This is a genomic window from Lysobacter sp. KIS68-7 (genome assembly GCF_021284745.1).
In the GTDB taxonomy this organism is placed as follows: Bacteria; Pseudomonadota; Gammaproteobacteria; order Xanthomonadales; family Xanthomonadaceae; genus Noviluteimonas.
On the sequence record NZ_CP089925.1, the window covers coordinates 2,608,596 to 2,623,787 of the forward strand.

The 15,192-nt window shown below is 67.3% G+C and carries 13 protein-coding genes; 6 read left to right on the forward strand and 7 right to left on the reverse strand.

Annotated features, from left to right (window positions below):
- The first annotated feature begins 98 nt into the window (after positions 1 to 98).
- Genes LVB87_RS12720 through LVB87_RS12730 form a run of 3 tightly spaced genes read left to right on the forward strand, consistent with a single transcriptional unit; the run spans position 99 to position 1,944 of the window.
- Positions 99 to 953 (forward strand): DUF2167 domain-containing protein, encoded by an 855-nt coding sequence (locus LVB87_RS12720; protein WP_232898325.1) that lies wholly within the window; start codon positions 99 to 101, stop codon positions 951 to 953.
- Positions 950 to 1,612, forward strand: coding sequence for a hypothetical protein (locus LVB87_RS12725; RefSeq protein WP_232898326.1), 663 nt, complete (start codon positions 950 to 952; stop codon positions 1,610 to 1,612). The genes LVB87_RS12720 and LVB87_RS12725 overlap by 4 nt, the downstream gene beginning before the upstream one ends.
- Positions 1,609 to 1,944 (forward strand): J domain-containing protein, encoded by a 336-nt coding sequence (locus LVB87_RS12730; protein WP_232898327.1) that lies wholly within the window; start codon positions 1,609 to 1,611, stop codon positions 1,942 to 1,944. Before LVB87_RS12725 ends, LVB87_RS12730 begins: the two co-directional genes overlap by 4 nt.
- 52 nt (positions 1,945 to 1,996) lie before the next feature.
- Here LVB87_RS12730 and LVB87_RS12735 read toward each other — a convergent pair whose 3' ends face one another.
- Positions 1,997 to 2,791, reverse strand: coding sequence for an OmpA family protein (locus LVB87_RS12735; RefSeq protein WP_232898328.1), 795 nt, complete (start codon positions 2,789 to 2,791; stop codon positions 1,997 to 1,999).
- Positions 2,792 to 3,240: 449 nt separating this feature from the next.
- On the opposite strand from LVB87_RS12735, the gene LVB87_RS12740 reads away from it, so the two are divergent.
- Positions 3,241 to 6,750, forward strand: coding sequence for a cytochrome c peroxidase (locus LVB87_RS12740; protein WP_232898329.1), 3,510 nt, complete (start codon positions 3,241 to 3,243; stop codon positions 6,748 to 6,750).
- The gene (locus LVB87_RS12745) at positions 6,747 to 7,334 is read left to right on the forward strand and encodes a hypothetical protein (protein ID WP_232898330.1); all 588 of its coding nucleotides are present in this window, start codon (positions 6,747 to 6,749) and stop codon (positions 7,332 to 7,334) included. Before LVB87_RS12740 ends, LVB87_RS12745 begins: the two co-directional genes overlap by 4 nt.
- A gap of 1 nt (position 7,335) precedes the next feature.
- Here the strand turns inward: LVB87_RS12745 and LVB87_RS12750 are convergent, their stop codons facing one another.
- Positions 7,336 to 8,364, reverse strand: coding sequence for a diguanylate cyclase (locus tag LVB87_RS12750; protein WP_232898331.1), 1,029 nt, complete (start codon positions 8,362 to 8,364; stop codon positions 7,336 to 7,338).
- Positions 8,365 to 8,593: 229 nt separating this feature from the next.
- Between LVB87_RS12750 and LVB87_RS12755 the strand changes: the two genes are divergently transcribed.
- The gene (locus tag LVB87_RS12755; protein ID WP_232898332.1) at positions 8,594 to 10,699 is read left to right on the forward strand and encodes a M13 family metallopeptidase; all 2,106 of its coding nucleotides are present in this window, start codon (positions 8,594 to 8,596) and stop codon (positions 10,697 to 10,699) included.
- Between the two features lie 78 nt (positions 10,700 to 10,777).
- On the opposite strand, the gene LVB87_RS12760 is transcribed toward LVB87_RS12755, so the two are convergent.
- The 5 genes from LVB87_RS12760 to LVB87_RS12780 all read right to left on the reverse strand — a co-directional run bounded on the left by LVB87_RS12760 (position 10,778) and on the right by LVB87_RS12780 (position 15,151).
- Positions 10,778 to 11,458, reverse strand: coding sequence for an OmpA family protein (locus LVB87_RS12760; RefSeq protein ID WP_232898333.1), 681 nt, complete (start codon positions 11,456 to 11,458; stop codon positions 10,778 to 10,780).
- A 127-nt stretch (positions 11,459 to 11,585) separates the two neighbouring features.
- On the reverse strand, positions 11,586 to 13,001 hold the full coding sequence (locus tag LVB87_RS12765) for a wax ester/triacylglycerol synthase family O-acyltransferase (RefSeq protein ID WP_232898334.1): 1,416 nt from the start codon (positions 12,999 to 13,001) through the stop codon (positions 11,586 to 11,588).
- Between the two features lie 76 nt (positions 13,002 to 13,077).
- Entirely contained in the window at positions 13,078 to 13,788 is a 711-nt protein-coding gene (locus tag LVB87_RS12770) for a hypothetical protein (RefSeq protein ID WP_232898335.1), read from the reverse strand.
- 63 nt (positions 13,789 to 13,851) lie between these two features.
- The gene (gene alr, locus LVB87_RS12775; RefSeq protein ID WP_232898336.1) at positions 13,852 to 14,943 is read right to left on the reverse strand and encodes an alanine racemase; all 1,092 of its coding nucleotides are present in this window, start codon (positions 14,941 to 14,943) and stop codon (positions 13,852 to 13,854) included.
- Between the two features lie 19 nt (positions 14,944 to 14,962).
- Positions 14,963 to 15,151 (reverse strand): hypothetical protein, encoded by a 189-nt coding sequence (locus LVB87_RS12780; RefSeq protein ID WP_232898337.1) that lies wholly within the window; start codon positions 15,149 to 15,151, stop codon positions 14,963 to 14,965.
- Positions 15,152 to 15,192: the final 41 nt, after the last annotated feature.

Below are 15,192 nucleotides of genomic sequence, written 5' to 3' on the forward strand. Positions count from 1 at the left end.
GGCGCGGGCGGCCTCTTGTTCCAACGCGGCGCGTCGGTGGGACCGGTCCTGCTAAAATCCCTCCACCGGCCGTGGGGACGGCCGAAGAAGGGAATCCGGTGATCAAACATTTGATGGCGGCCACGCTGGCCGCTGCGTGCCTGTTCGTGTCCACGGTGTCCGCACAGGAAAGCAATCCCATCGACGCGCTGCCGTGGCAGGCCGGTCCGATGACGGGGAAGATCGGCAACAACGCCACGATCGAGGTGCCGGCGGGCTACAAGTTCCTCGGCCCGGCGGGCGCGAAGGAGTTCAACCGCCTCACCGAGAACCCGAGCCCGGACGTGGATGAGTACCTGCTCGCCAAGCAGGACTACCAGTGGATCGCGTTCTTCTCCTTCAGCGACGTGGGGTACGTGAAGGACGACGAGAAGCTCGACGCCGACGACCTGCTCAAGAGCACGACCGAAGGCACCGAGGAGTCCAACAAGGAGCGCAAGGAGAACGGCTGGCGCCCCGTGCACGTCACCGGTTGGGCGTTCAAGCCGCAATACGACAAGGGCCTGAAGTCGCTCGAATGGGCGTTCCGCCTCAAGGGCGAGGGCCAGTCGGGCGAGAGCATCAACTACAACACGCGCCTGCTCGGTCGCCGCGGTGTCATCGAGGTGTTGGTGCTGACTACGGAACAGGACCTGCAGGCGAGCGTGGCCGACTTCAAGACCAAGCTTCCTGGCTTCGCCTTCAATCCGGGCGAGAAGTACGCCGAGTTCCGCGACGGTGACCGCATCGCCGAGTACGGCCTCGCGGCGCTCGTCACCGGCGGCGCGGCGGCGGTGGCCGCGAAGAAGGGACTGTTCGGCGTGATCGGCGTGTTCCTGCTGAAGATGTGGAAGCTGGCGCTCATCGGCATCGCGGCGGTCGGCGCGGCCGTGAAGAAGTTCTTCCAGAAGAAGCAGCCGGGCACGGTGGAGTGATCGACGGCACCGCGCTCGCGCTCGTCGCCGGTGCGATCGCGTTGTACGTGTACGACGCGAGCCTGATGTTGTTCCGCGACGAGGTCGTGTTCACGCATGGCGCGCGCGGTTGGCGCGCCACGCTGGGCAGCGGGCTCGTGCTCGGCGGGCGTTACCTGGTCGTGCCGGGCGCATGGGCGCCCGGGCGGCCGATCTTTCGCGCAGGCTGGTCGGACACGGTGCCGCGCGACCGCCCGCGTGCGCCCATGCGCGCGGTGTTGCAGGCGCTGCGTCCGTTGCAATGGGCGAGCCGCACGCTGGCCGTGTTGCTGTTCGTCGGCATGCCGCTCGGCTTGTTCCTGCAGGTGGGCCCCAGGTGGATGCTCGCGCTCCTCGTGGGCCTGTACGGCATCGCGGCGGCGTGCGTTGCGTGGACGTGGCGATGCCGGCGTGTGTTCGGCCTCGACCGCAAGGCCTTCGCCGCACTCGCCTTCGACGTGCTCGCCTGCCCGCCGTTCGCGATCAACATCGTGATGAAACTGACCCTGCACATCGGCTTGCCGAATCCGCCCGGGGATTTCGCGCGTCGCCTGCTGCCCGCGACCGATTGCGCGGCGCTGCTGCAAGCGGCCCACGCGCGCATGTACCCGGATGCATCGAACGAGGAGACACTGCGATGACGTTCACCGAAGGCGGCGCGATCGTGAGCGGTCTGGTCGTCGGGTATTGGTTGATCTCGGTGTTCCTGCCGAACGTGCGCGACGAGTCGGATGCGTCGTCGGACGACGTCGACCCGCCCACCCCGGCCCCACCGGCCTGGCATGACGTGCTCAACGTCGCGCCGCACGCCTCGCGCGCGGAGATCGACCTGGCGTATCGCCGCGCGATCGCGCAATACCATCCCGACCGCGTCGCCAACCTCGGACCGGAGATCCGCGCCGTCGCCGAAGCGAAATCGCGACAGATCAACGAAGCCTACGACCAGGCGATGCGCAGCACGGTCGAACTCTGACGCAACGAAAAGCCCCGCCGAAGCGGGGCTTTCATCGAGCGAAGCGCGAAGCTTACTTCGTGTCGCCAACGACGCCCTTGCTGACGACGACCTTCACGTCCACCTTGCGCGCATTGGCATTGCTGCCACTGCCGGCATCGGCCGCGACGCCCATGCCATCACCCTGCTGCACGCGCCCGGGCTGCAGGCCACCGGTGGTCTGCAGGTAGTGCGCCACGGCATCCGCGCGCGACTTGCTCAGGCGCTGGTTGGTGGCGGCGTTGCCGGTGGAGTCGGTGTAGCCCTGCATCACGACGACGTAGTTCTTCACGTCCTTCGCTTTCTTCGCGAGCGCATCCAGGTCGGACTTGCCCTTCGAGGAAATCTTCGTGCTGCCCGAGTCGAACAACACCGAGGCCTCGGCGACCGCTTCGAGCTTGCCGAAGTCGTCCATGCGCTTGCCCATCGCATCGACCTTCGTCGACGTCGGCGCAACGCCGGCCTGCACCTGCTGCGCCGTGCGGAAGTCATCCGAACGGAACGAGATCGCGGTGGCCTGCTGTTCTTCGCCCTGCGCGACCAGGTCGGCCACGATGGGCAGCCCCGGAATCAGCGAACTCGGCTGCATGCGATCGAAACGCACGGCCGCCAGACCTTCTTTTTTCTTGATCTCGGTGGTCGAGGTCAGGGTGACCTTGTGGTCGACGTTGTTCGCGTCACGCACGGTGACGACGTTGCCGTCGATCGCGGTGATCAGGCCCTTGACCGTGCTCTTGTCGCCATCGGCGGCGAGGGCGGAGAACGCGGCCAACAAACCGAACAACGCGGCGATCCACAGCGAATGCTTCGTACGCTTCCTGTCGGACATGGCCAGAGCCCTCCTGGCTGGGATGGGAGGGCAAGCGTCGCGCGCGCAAGCGGCGGCGGCAATTGGACGTTCGGGACACGGCGCCGCGAATGGATGAGCTTCGCTTGCGCCCTGCACTCGAATGGACCACCGCGAGTACTTCGCACATCTCGAGGCGGCGCGCGAGCGAGACGATCGCGACGTTGTGCAGGTTGGCGAGCGAAGTAATCCCGCAGCGTGTTCATGTTGCTCAGCAGCGCTACATCGTCACGACGCAACGATCACCCTGAATTGCACGCGACGAATTTTTTACGTTTTGACCGACGAAACGCGTCGCCGACGTTGCATGCATCAGGACATGTCGTATCACGACGACGACACATTGCTCACTCGCAGCGGAATAGCGTCGCCTCCCGAGGAATCGGATGTCGGACGACACCGACTGCAACGATGCTGAATGGCGGTGCCGCATGAACGCTCGACGTAGTTTGGTGTTGTTCGCGGTCGGCGTGGCGTCGGGCACGTTGCTCGCCGCCGCGGGGGACATCATCGTTTCGCCGACGGCGGGCATCGCGCCGGAGTTCGCCTTCAAGGCGGACGTGCCCATGCAATCGCTGAAGGACGTGCCGACCTGGCCCGAGATCGAGCAGATGCTCGACAACCCGTATGCCGTCGGCGCCTGCCCTGCGGATGGCTCCGGGCAAGCGTCGCTCGGCAACGGACAGGGCTTCGCTGCACTGTGCTCGACGGCGGCGCGCCGGCGCTCCTTCCTGCCGCACGGCTGTACTTACGATCCCACGACGGGTCTGCCGCCCTGCAACGATGCATTGCTTCCGCGCTTTGCGGTGCATCCGCTCAACTACAACCCGCTGACCGGCGAGCAATTGCGCGTGCTCGATCCTGCTTTCCCGGGCGTGGCGAACTTCGCGAACCGCGGGGCGATTTCCTCCGGTGCCTCGCGCATTGCCGCAGGCGCGATGCCTGCCATCGACTACAACAGTCCCCTCGCCTCCGACGGCTCTGATCCGGGCGAACCCGCCGGTTACGCGGTGGCGGCGGTTTGCGGCAACGACCCGCGCCTGGGCTGGGTGGAAACGCGCCCCGGCTGCGCAAACAACATCGGCCGCCTGTTCGATCCGACGTTCCGCGCCGGCACGACGCAACCGCGCGGTGTAGTGTTGCGCCTGGCCAAGCCTTCGATCGGACAGGCCTATTTGTTCAATTCGCCCGGCCAGATCGGCGCCGCGCCGCAAAACCTGCGCCCGTCCATCCCGAGCGATTACATCCGCAACCGCGCCTTTGCCCAGGTGCTGGGCAAGGCGCTGTTCTGGGACATGCAGGTGGGCAGCGACGGCGTGCAGGCCTGCGCGACCTGCCACTTCTCCGCCGGCGCCGATACGCGCCTGCGCAACCAGATCAACCCGGGCATCCTCGCCGGCGACACCGAACTCGGCATCTTCCGCAACCGCCATCCGGATACGCCGCCGAACACCACCGACGATGTCGACGTCAACCGCGACCTCGCCGCGAGCGACTTCCCCACGCACCGGCTGACCAACAACAGCCTCCCCGGCGAACCGCTGCTCAATCCGGGCAACGTCACGCGCGACACCAACGATGTCGTGTCTTCGATGGGCGTGCGCCTGCGCCGTTTCATCGACATCCCGACGCCGGGCACCACTGCGTTTGGCGGCGCGAACAACGGCGTGCGCGCGCTGCTACCGGACCAGGGCGCCTTCATCCTCGACGAGATCCCGATCTATCGCGGGCGCCGTCGCGTCGAACCGCGCAATGCGCCCTCGATGATCAACGCAAGCCTGAACTACGACAATTTCTGGGACGGCCGCGCGCGCCACGACTTCAACGGCGGCAGCGTGTTCGGCGCCTCCGATCCGCAGTTCCATGTCTTCGTCGACAACGGCGGTGCACTCGTTCGCACGCGCCAGCTCATCCGCTTCTCGAGCATCGCGTCCTTGATGGTCGGCCCGGCGATGTCGGATTTCGAAATGTCCTTCCGCGGGCGCAACTGGGACAAGCTCGGCAAGAAACTGCTGCAGGGCGACGGCAGCGCCGCGCGTCCGAACGTGGTGCCGCTCGCCAACCAGTTGGTGTCGACCAGCGACAGCATCCTCGGGCCCTGGTCCAACCAGGGCGGCTCGCAGTGCGTCGCGCTCGGTCGCCCCACCGCAGTCGGCCGCCCCGGCCTGTGCCTGAGTTACCGCGAGCTCGTGCAGAACGCCTACTTCCCCACGCTGTGGCAGAACGGCGCGCAACACCTGACCGGCTTCGCGGCACCGTGCACGAGCGCGGTGGACGGCGTGCTGACACCCACGGGATGCGATCCGTTCGACGGCTTCGTCGAAGCAGTCACCAATGGCGCAGCGGTGCCGACCGACCGCAACCAGTTCACGCAGATGGAAGCGAACTTCAGCTTGTTCGCGGGGCTGGGCATGCAGGCCTATGCCGACCTGCTGATTTCCGACGACACGCCGTTCGATCGCTTCCTCGACGCGAACCCGCAGGCCTTCCGCGCCTTCAGCGGCGCCGCGATGCCGCTGTGCACGACCACCGGCAACCGCCAACCGTGCCTGACGCAGGTCGAAGGCTTCAACCGGCCGCTGCCCCCCGACGGCGTGCCCGATCGCCTGCTCGGCCTGGACATGTTCTTCGGCACCAACCTGAGCAACCGCAACACGAGCTTCCGCTCTGCGCGCTGCGGCAATTGCCATTCCGGCGGTACGCTCACCAACAATGCCCTCGCGCTGGCCTCGCGCATCATCGAGCCCGACTTCGAACGCGAGTTCAGCACGCCGGGCACCAAGCTGGATCGCAAGCCGCTGGGCGAACCGCGCGTGGTGACGGGCTTCATGCTCGAAGCGATGGTCAACAGCAACGCGCAGGGCGCGGTACAGCGCCAGTTGATCTCGCCGCGGATCCTCGCCACGGGCGGGCTGTCGACGCCGCAAGGCGCGGCCTTCTTCGACATGGGGATGTACAACATCTCCGTGCGGCCGTTCGACGAAGACCTGCTGCGCGGCGGCAACGACGCGTTCGGTTGGCCCTTGTCGCTCGCCGCGCTGGGGCTGAAGAACCTCGGTGGCGTCGCCATGGTGCCTGGCACGCGCCTGCCCACCTTCAATCCGAACTTCAGTGCCGCGTGCTCACCCCGTTGCACGACCGGCGGGCTGTTCGCACCCACGGCGCAGGACCAGCGCATCAATCCGGGCGCCAGTGCGCGCATCCTGCGTCCGCTGCTGCCGCCCTCGCTCGCGCCGTGGATCCCACCCTTGACGCTGGGTCGCGCACATCCCGAACTCGACGAAGTCGAAGGCGGCTTCAACACGCAAACTTCGGTGCCGGTGATGGACAGCCTGCTCGACCAGACCGGCCCGTTCAATCCGAACGCGCGGCTCAACCAACAGTTCAACGCAACGCAAGGTCCGCTGCTGGGCACCTTCCCCGCCGTCAACCGCATCGGCGAGATGGGCAGCGCGAAGGTCCCGCAATTGCGCAACGTCGAACTCACGGGCCCCTACATGCACAACGGCGGCAAGCTGACGCTGCGCCAGGTGGTGAACCTCTACGCGCACGGCACCGATTTCCCGCGCACCAACATCAACCATCGCGATTTCAACGCGATGGACCTGGACCGCTCCGGCGACGTGGTGCTCTCGACCCGCCACCGCGTGTCGCTGACCTCCTTCATGCTCGCGCTCACCGATGAGCGCGTGGCGCGCGAACAGGCCCCGTTCGATCGTCCGGAACTGTTCCTGCCGGTCGACGGCCGTGCGCCCGACAACACCGGCGGCCGCAGCGGCTTGCTGTCGCAGAGCGTCAACACGAGCACCTGCGGCACGGCGCTGTGCTTCCGTCGCCTGGTGCCGGTCGGCGCCGGCGGCAACGCGGCGCGCCTGCCTGCCTTCCTCAACGTGAGCAACACGCCGCGCAACGGCACCAACAACGACCACTTCGACCAATGAACCGTGCAGCGCTGGTCCTGGCGGGCGGGATCCTGGTCGGACTGCTGGCCACGATGGCCTGGCGCCACGTGCACGAGCGCACCGGCGCGGCGGCGTCGGACGAAATGCCCATTACGAGCGCGACGCCACTGCAGGCGACGGACGACGACGAAGAGGATGCGTCGCCTGCAGGGAGCGAGGATGGCGCGGCCGCAGGCATGGGAACGCCGAAGACACCGGCGACCAAGCTGGTCGTCGCGTTCAAGATGGATCCTGCGATCACGCGCGGCTTGTACCTCGGCGATCGTTGGGTGTCGCCACCGAGCTATGCGTTCTCGCAGGAAGGCGACCGTTACGTGGTGCGCGCGCGTGCGCAACTCGTCGATGGCAGCACCGGCGAACGCGTGGACCTGGACACGGCGCAATGGGCCACGACGGATCCGGACATGGTCGGCATCACGCCGGGCAGCAATGGCGAGGTCGAGATCGCCGTCGATCGCCCGGGCACGGCGCAGCTGCGCATCAAGGCGGCCGGCGAAGAGAAGATCGTCCAGGTCGCGTCGAAGAAACTCCCCGACGCGATGGAAGTCGATTTCAGGCAGTAAGTCAGGGGCGCGCGGGGCTGCGCGGCCGGCGGATGCGCGAGCGATTGCTGCGCAAGGCCGCCACCGCCTTCGGCAAGGCCCCACCCCGCTCGCGCTCGCGTGCGAACGCGACGACGCGATCGCGCCCGCGCGACTTCGCGAGATAGCACATCTCGTCCGCGCGATAGAGCAGTTCGTAGGCGCTGAGCTTCCCGTCGGCGAACTCCAACTGCCCGATGCTGGCGCCGATGCGGAAGATCTCGCCCTGCCATTCGAACTGGTAGTTGGCGATGCCGCGCCGCACCTTCTCGGCGACGTAGGCCGCCTGCTCCGCCGTCGCATCCTCGAGCAGGATGCCGAACTCGTCGCCGCCGAGCCGCGCGAGGGCATCGTGTTCGCGCAATTGCGTGCGCAACAGCTTGGCGAGCTGGCGCAGCAACTCGTCGCCCGCTGCATGGCCCGCGGTGTCGTTGACCGGTTTGAAGTGATCGAGGTCGAAGTACAGCAAGGCGTGGCGGCAGCCCTGTTCCTTCGCCGAGATCACCGCACGACGCAGGCGGGATTCGAAGGCGCGCCGGTTCGGCAGGCCCGTCAGGGGATCGTGGTGCGCCTGGTGCGTGAGCTCGTCGGTGAGGCGCTTGGCCGCGGTGACGTTGCGGAAGGTGATCACCGACCCGAGCACGCGGCGTTGTTCGTCCACGATGCTCGACACGCTGCCGTCCACCAGCACCACGTGGCCGTCGCGCCGCCGCAGCATGGTGAAGTGCCAGCTCGCGTCGGGCGCCAGCGGGTCGATGCCGTTGCCCTGCTCGTCGACGATGCGCACGACATCGCCCAGCGGACGTTCGAGCGATTCGCCCTCGGTCCAGCCGGTCAGGTGCGCCGCCACCGGGTTGAGCAGGACGACGTTGCCCTCCAGGCTGACGATGACCACGGCGTCGGAAATCGCGCGCAGCGCGGCATCCGCGAACCGGCATTGCTGCCGGCACGCGGCCAGTTCGCGCTGGGCCAGGCTCAGCGCGTCGTTCGCCGCGTCCTGCGGCGCAGCCATCTCTACTTCCACGGTTCGGGGGATCCGGGGGCTGGTCGGTGGTCCGAATCTAGGGACGGCAATGCAAAGGTCAGGTGACGTTCATGCCGATCAAAGCGCCAGTGGGTTCACATGGCGCCCCCTTCACATTCCCGACTGGGGAAACGATGCGGCCCATGACGATTGGTCCATGCATTTCCCCTGCCGCTGCGCGCTATGTTGGCGCCTCCTCGACCCCAGAGCTCCTCCAATGCAGCGCAATGCCCCGCTGATCCCCTTGGTCCTCGCCTCCGCGCTCGTCGTGGGTTGCACCCAGAAGGCGCCCACCGCGCCCGAAGGCGGCACGAAACCCGCGGCCGCCACCACCGCCAATGCCACGCCCACCATCGGCGTCGACCTCGTCGGCGTCGACAAGAACGTGAAGCCGGGCGACGACTTCGAGGAATACGCCAACGGTGGTTGGCGCAACAAGACCGAGATCCCGGCCGACCGCGCGGCCACCGGCACCTTCCTGACCGTGTTCGAACTGGCCGAGAAGCGCAACGCCGAAATCATCCAGAACATCGGCAAGGACAATCCGGCCGCCGGCACCGACGCGCGCAAGATCGCCGACTTCTACGCCGCCTACATGAACGATGGCGCCATCGAATCGCGCGGCCTGGCCGCCATCGACCCCGACCTCAAGGCCATCGACGGCATCGCCGACAAGACCGCGCTCTCGCGCGTGCTCGGCGAACAGGTGCGCGCCGACGTCGACCCGCTCAACTCCACCAACTTCGACACCGAGCACCTGTTCGGTGTGTTCGTCGCGCAGAGCATGAGCGAGCCGAACACCGTCGTGCCCTACGTGCTGCAGGGCGGCCTCGGCATGGGCAACCGCGATTACTACCTCGCACCCGACAAGGAGATGCAGGCCAACCGAGACGCCTACCTGGCCTACGTGCAGAAGTTGCTCGAACTCTCCAACACGCCGGATGCAGCGGCCAAGGCGAAGTCGATCCTCGCCCTGGAAATGAAGATCGCCAAGGCGCAGGCGGACCTGATCACCAGCGAAGACGTGCACAAGGCCAATAATCCTTGGGCCGCGGCCGACTGGTCGAAGAAGGCGCCGGGCATCGACTGGCCGGTGTTCTTCGAAGCCGCCGGCCTGAAGGGCCAGCCGATCGTGTACGCGTGGCAGCCGGAAGCGACCGCGAAGCTCGCCGCGCTCGTCGCGTCGGAACCGCTGGAGACCTGGAAGGACTACCTGCGCTTCCACACGATCAACCACGGTGCGGGCCTGCTGCCCAAGGCCTATGCGGATGCTTCGTTCGACTTCTACGGCAAGCAGTTGCAGGGCACGCCGAAGCAGCAGGATCGCTGGAAGCGCGGCATCGCCGCGACCAACAACGACCTGGGCGACGCGGTCGGCAAGATCTACGTGGACCGCTTCTTCCCCGCCTCGTCGAAGGCCGAAGTCGAAAGCATGGTGAAGGGCATCGTCACCGCGTTCGACGAACGCCTGGCGGGCCTTGACTGGATGACGCCGGAAACCAAGGCGAAGGCGCGCGAGAAGGTCACGCACATGCGCGTGATGGTCGGCTATCCCGATAGCTGGCGCGATTACTCGACGCTCGAGATCAAGCCCGACGACGCGCTGGGCAACCGCCTGCGCGCTGAGAAGTTCGAGTACGAGCACCAGCTCGCGAAGCTCGGCAAGCCGGTCGATCGCAACGAGTGGTGGATGACGCCGCAGACGGTCAACGCGGTGAACCTGCCGCTGCAGAACGCGCTGAACTTCCCCGCCGCGATCCTCGAAGCGCCGTTCTTCGATCCCAAGGCCGACGCCGCTGCGAACTACGGTTCGATCGGTGCCGTGATCGGCCATGAGGTCAGCCACAGCTTCGACAACACCGGTGCGGAGTTCGACGCCGAAGGCGGCCTGCGCAACTGGTGGACGAAGGAAGACATGGCGCACTTCAAGGCCGCGTCCGATCGCCTCGTGAAGCAGTACGACGCGTACGAGCCGCTGCCGGGCATCCACCTCAAGGGCCAGCAGGTGCTGGGCGAGAACATCGCCGACGTCGCGGGCCTCACCGCCTCGTATATCGCCTACAAGAAGTCGCTCAATGGCAAGGAAGCGCCGGTGATCGACGGGCTGACGGGCGACCAGCGTTTCTTCCTCGCCTTCGCGCAGGCCTGGCGCACGAAGGTGCGCGACGCCGCGCTGCGCGCCGCCATCATCGGCGACGGCCACGCGCCCGCCCGCTACCGCGCGCAGACGGTGCGCAACATCACGCCGTGGTACGACGCCTACGGCGTCAAGGCCGGCGAGAAGATGTACCTGGCGCCGGAGGATCGCGTGCAGGTGTGGTGATCGCACGCGACAGGCAATGAAAAAACGGGCCGCGCGAGCGGCCCGTTTTCGTTTCGGCGCGTTCGACGCGAGGTGCGATCAGCTGCCCTGCTCGACCGGCACCAGCGTGATTTCCACGCGGCGGTTCTGCGCACGGCCCGACTCGGTGTCGTTGCTCGCGATCGGGCGCGATTCGCCCGCGCCAACCGTCATCACGCGCTGCTGCATCACGCCGTGCGAACCGAGGTAGCCGGCAACCGCATTCGCGCGACGCTGCGACAGCGCCTGGTTGTACGAATCCGAGCCGACGCTGTCGGTGTGGCCGGCCACTTCGATGACGGTCTGGTTGTACTGCGTGAGCGTGGACGCGACGTTGTCCAGCACGGGCTGGAACTGCGGCTTCACCGTGGCGCTGTCGAAGTCGAAGGTCACGTTGCCCGGCATGTTGAGCGTGATGTTGTCGCCTTTGCGCACCACGTCCACGCCGGTGCCGGCCATCTGGCGGCGCAGTTCGGCTTCCTGGCGATCCTGGTAGGCGCCGACGGAACCGCCCGCGAGGGCACCGATGCCTGCGCCGACGAGCGCGTGCTGGCGGCGTTCCACTGCGTCATCGCCCGTGAGCAGGCCCGCGGCCACGCCGATCGCCGCACCGATCAGTGCACCACGCTGCGTGCGGTTCGGATCGTCCGGGGCATTGGTCTGGCCGGTATAGCTGGCGCAACCGGAAATGGTGATCGCAAGGCCGGCCGCGACGAGGCCGGCGATCATGGACTTCTTCATTACGTAACTCCTTGGCGAGGGGGTGCCCTTGTTCGAACAGGCTGAATACGGTCGCCAAGCTAATGCAGTTGTGCGTGCAGAGGCAGTGGTCGCGCACTCGCGCGTTCAAGCGCGAGTCAGTCGACGATCACACGATCAATGCATCCGCGGCGACGGAGCTGAGCTCGTTGTCCCAATCGCCCATCAACGCGAGATACAGCATCTTTTCGAACTCGGGCCCGAACCGGCGGATCACGTCGTCCGGATCCGGAATGAGCTTCGCATCCGCGATCAACCCGAAATGCACGCGGCCGTTGTAACTGAGGATCGAAACGCCGAGGCCGATCGACCCCGTCTGCGGCACCCAGAACATCATCTCGCGCACGGTGCAGCCGGCCATGTACAGCGGTTGCTGCGGGCCGGGCACATTCGTCGCGACGGCCGTCGCCTTGCGGCTGAACAACTCCAGCGCCAGCGATTGCACCGCCGGAGGTGCGACACCCAGCGCGGCGAGCAGTCCGTACGCGACGATCGCCTGGCGCGACGCTTTCAATTGGTGCATGCATTCGCCGACGAACTCCAGGCGGCGAATCGGATTGGATTCGCCCACCGGCAGGTCGAGGAACACCAGACCGAAGTGGTTGCCGAGTTTTTTCGCGTGTTCCAGCGGGCGCAGGTTGACCGGGACGGTCGCGCGCAAGGTGACGCCCTGCAGGTCCGCGCCGCGTTCGAGCATGTAGCTGCGCAACGCGCCGGCGGCCGCGGCGAGCAGCACGTCGTTGACGGTGAAGCCGCAGGCGCGTCCCACCGCTTTCACTTCATCCAGGTCGAGCGGTTCGGCCCACGCCACGCGCTTGGTCGTGCCCAGCGCGCCACGCAGCAACGACGGCGGATCGTCCGGCAAGGCGAGCGCCTGCAACAGTTCGCGCGCGATCTCGCCGCCTTCCTTCGCCAGCAAGGCACCAAGCGAAGGATCGCGATAGATCGCCATGCCCTGCCCCACGAGCTTGCCGCCGAGTTTCATCGCACGCTCGGCTGCGCCCACGCGACGCGCGACGGGCGCGGCCTGTTCCTTCAGCCAGGCCTTGGACAATTCCTTGCCCCTGGTCGGCGCGGTGTCGGTGAGCGAGAGCAACACCTGCACCAGGGCCATGCCGTCCGCATAACTGTGGTGGATGCGCGCGATGAGCGCGGAACCGCCGTCGTACTTTTCAACGAGATGGAATTGCCACAGCGGCTTGCCCGCATCCAGCGGACTGGATGCGAGCTGGCTCACAAAGCGTTCGAGCGCGCGCTTGTCGCCCTTGCCCGGCAGCGCGGTGAGCTGCACGTGCCAGTCCAGGTCGAAGTGTTCGTCGCGCTGCCAGTACGCGCCCGCGGGCGTGTCGATCGGCTTCTGCCGGAAGCGCTTGTAGGCGAGGAAGCGTTCCTTCACCACCTGCCGCAGCGCCGCCAGCGACATCGGCTCGGCGAACATCAGCACGCCGGTGATCATCATCGGGTTGGTGCCGCGTTCCATGCGCAGCCACGCGGTGTCGACCCGCGACATCGGTTCGCGACGCATGCGCCTGCGCGCTGTCTTCGCCATCGGCGGGCCCTCACGTGGGGGCCGCCAGTGGATCACGGGGCCTCGATAAGGGTCAACGCGTCGCGGCGAGCGCGGCGGTCGCGCGTGACCGGCGCGCGGCCCACCCGCAGGCCAGCACGAGCAACGCGGCCACGCCCGCTTCCACCGCCCAGACCGACCACGGCACGCCAAAAAACGCCGGCAGGGACTGCGTGCCCGCGATCCAGTCGCCATAGAGCGCGCGATCGACGAAGGGCACGGGCAACACGGGCAGCATCGGCAACAGGAACGCGCCCGCAAAGACGCGGCCGCGATGGCGCGGCGCGAGCGCGCGCCAACACACGATGCACGGCGGCAGCGACAAGGCGATGACGGTGGCGGTCGCGATCCAACGTCCGGCATCCGGCGATACCAAATCCCACAACACACCTTCGTCGCCGCCGCCCATCGCCGCCGTGAACAGGCGGAGGAACGGTTTGTTCGCGATCACGAGCGCGAATCCCCACCAGGGATCGCGCCCATTTCGCATGGCCGCGATCACCCAGCCCATGCCGATCCACATCAGCAGGTAGCTCAAGGCGGGCCCGACCGCGGTCGTCCAGGGCCAGCGCGTCCCGCAGTCCGCGTCGTTGGCGAACAGCGACAGGCTCATGCGCCCTACCTGCCCGCAGATCAGCGCGCCGCTCGCGTGGTGCGAGAACTCATGGGCGAAGGACGCCAGCCAGGCCAGTGCGACCAGCGCGACGAAGTGCCGCGCATCGAAGGGAAAGCGGTACGAGCCCATGGCGCGTCCATCCGGTGGGAAGCGACATCGGATGCGGCGACCACGCCCGCGGTTGCGCCCGGCTCAGGCCTCGGTGAAGCGCACGCGCCGCGTGATCGAACAGACGAGTTCGTAACCGATGGTGCCGGCGCGGGCGGCCACGGATTCGACCGGCAGGCCTTCGCCCCACAGCACGACCGGGTCGCCGGGCTTCGCGTCGGGCTGGCCGCGCAGGTCGAGCGTCATCAGGTCCATCGACACGCGACCGATGATGTCGGTGGGCTTGCCGTTCAACAGCACCTGCGTGCCCGAGGGCGCGTGGCGTGGGTAGCCGTCGCCGTAACCGATCGCGGCCACGCCGATGGGCATGTCTTCCGGGCACGTCCATGTCGCGGAATAACCGATGCGTTCGCCCTTGCGCACGCGGTTCACTGCGATCAGGCGCGTGCCGAGCGTCATCGCCGGGCGCAGGCCGAAGTCGCCGCCGGTCGTGCCGTCGACCACGGAGATGCCGTACAACGCACCGCCCGGGCGCACCCAGTCGGCATGCGCATCGGGCCAGCCGAGCACGGCCGCGGAATTGGCGAGCGAGCGCTGCCCCGCGAGGCCCGCGGTCGCATCGGTGAACACCTGCATCTGGGCTTTGGTCTGCGCACCGGCGCCCGGCCCGTCGGCGAATTCGTCGGAACTGGCGAAGTGATTCATCAGCACGATGTCGTCGGCCACCGAGGGCATCGCCTGCAGGCGCGCATACGCATCGCGCACGGCCTCGGGCGCGAAGCCCAGGCGGTGCATGCCGCTGTCGACCTTCAGCCAACAGCGGACGGGATCGCCCTCCGGGGCCTGTTCGAGCATCGCGAGCTGGGTCGCGTGGTGCACGACGGTGTCGACGTTGAGCCGGCGCAGCTGGGGAATGTCGTCGGCGGCGTCGAAGCCGGAGAGCAGGACGATCGGTTGCGAGAGACCGGCGGCGCGCAGGCGTTCGGCGTCACCGAGGGCGGCGACACCGAAGGCGTCGGCGCCCTGCAGCGCGCGCGCGACGCGCTCCAGGCCGTGGCCGTAGCCGTCGGCCTTGACCACCGCCATCACCCGGCTGCGCGGCGCGCGGGCGCGCACCTGCGAGAGGTTGTGGCGGAGGGCGTCGTTGTGGATGGTCGCGGAGGTGGGTCTGGCCATCCGGCAATTCTACCGGCGCCTAGACGTCGAGCCGAACCACCTTGCACAGGTCGATGCGTTCGGCATCGACGAAGGGGTCCTGCAAGGCGAGGAGCTGGCGCGCGAGTTCGACCGCCTCGTAGCGGTCGTCGGCGAGGATGTGTTTTCGGATCGGATCCGAGACATGGGGTGCATCGAACAGGAATTCGACCGTGTACACGTGTGCCATCGCCGGCGCCTCCTCGTGTGGAAACAGAGCCCCTGGAAAAA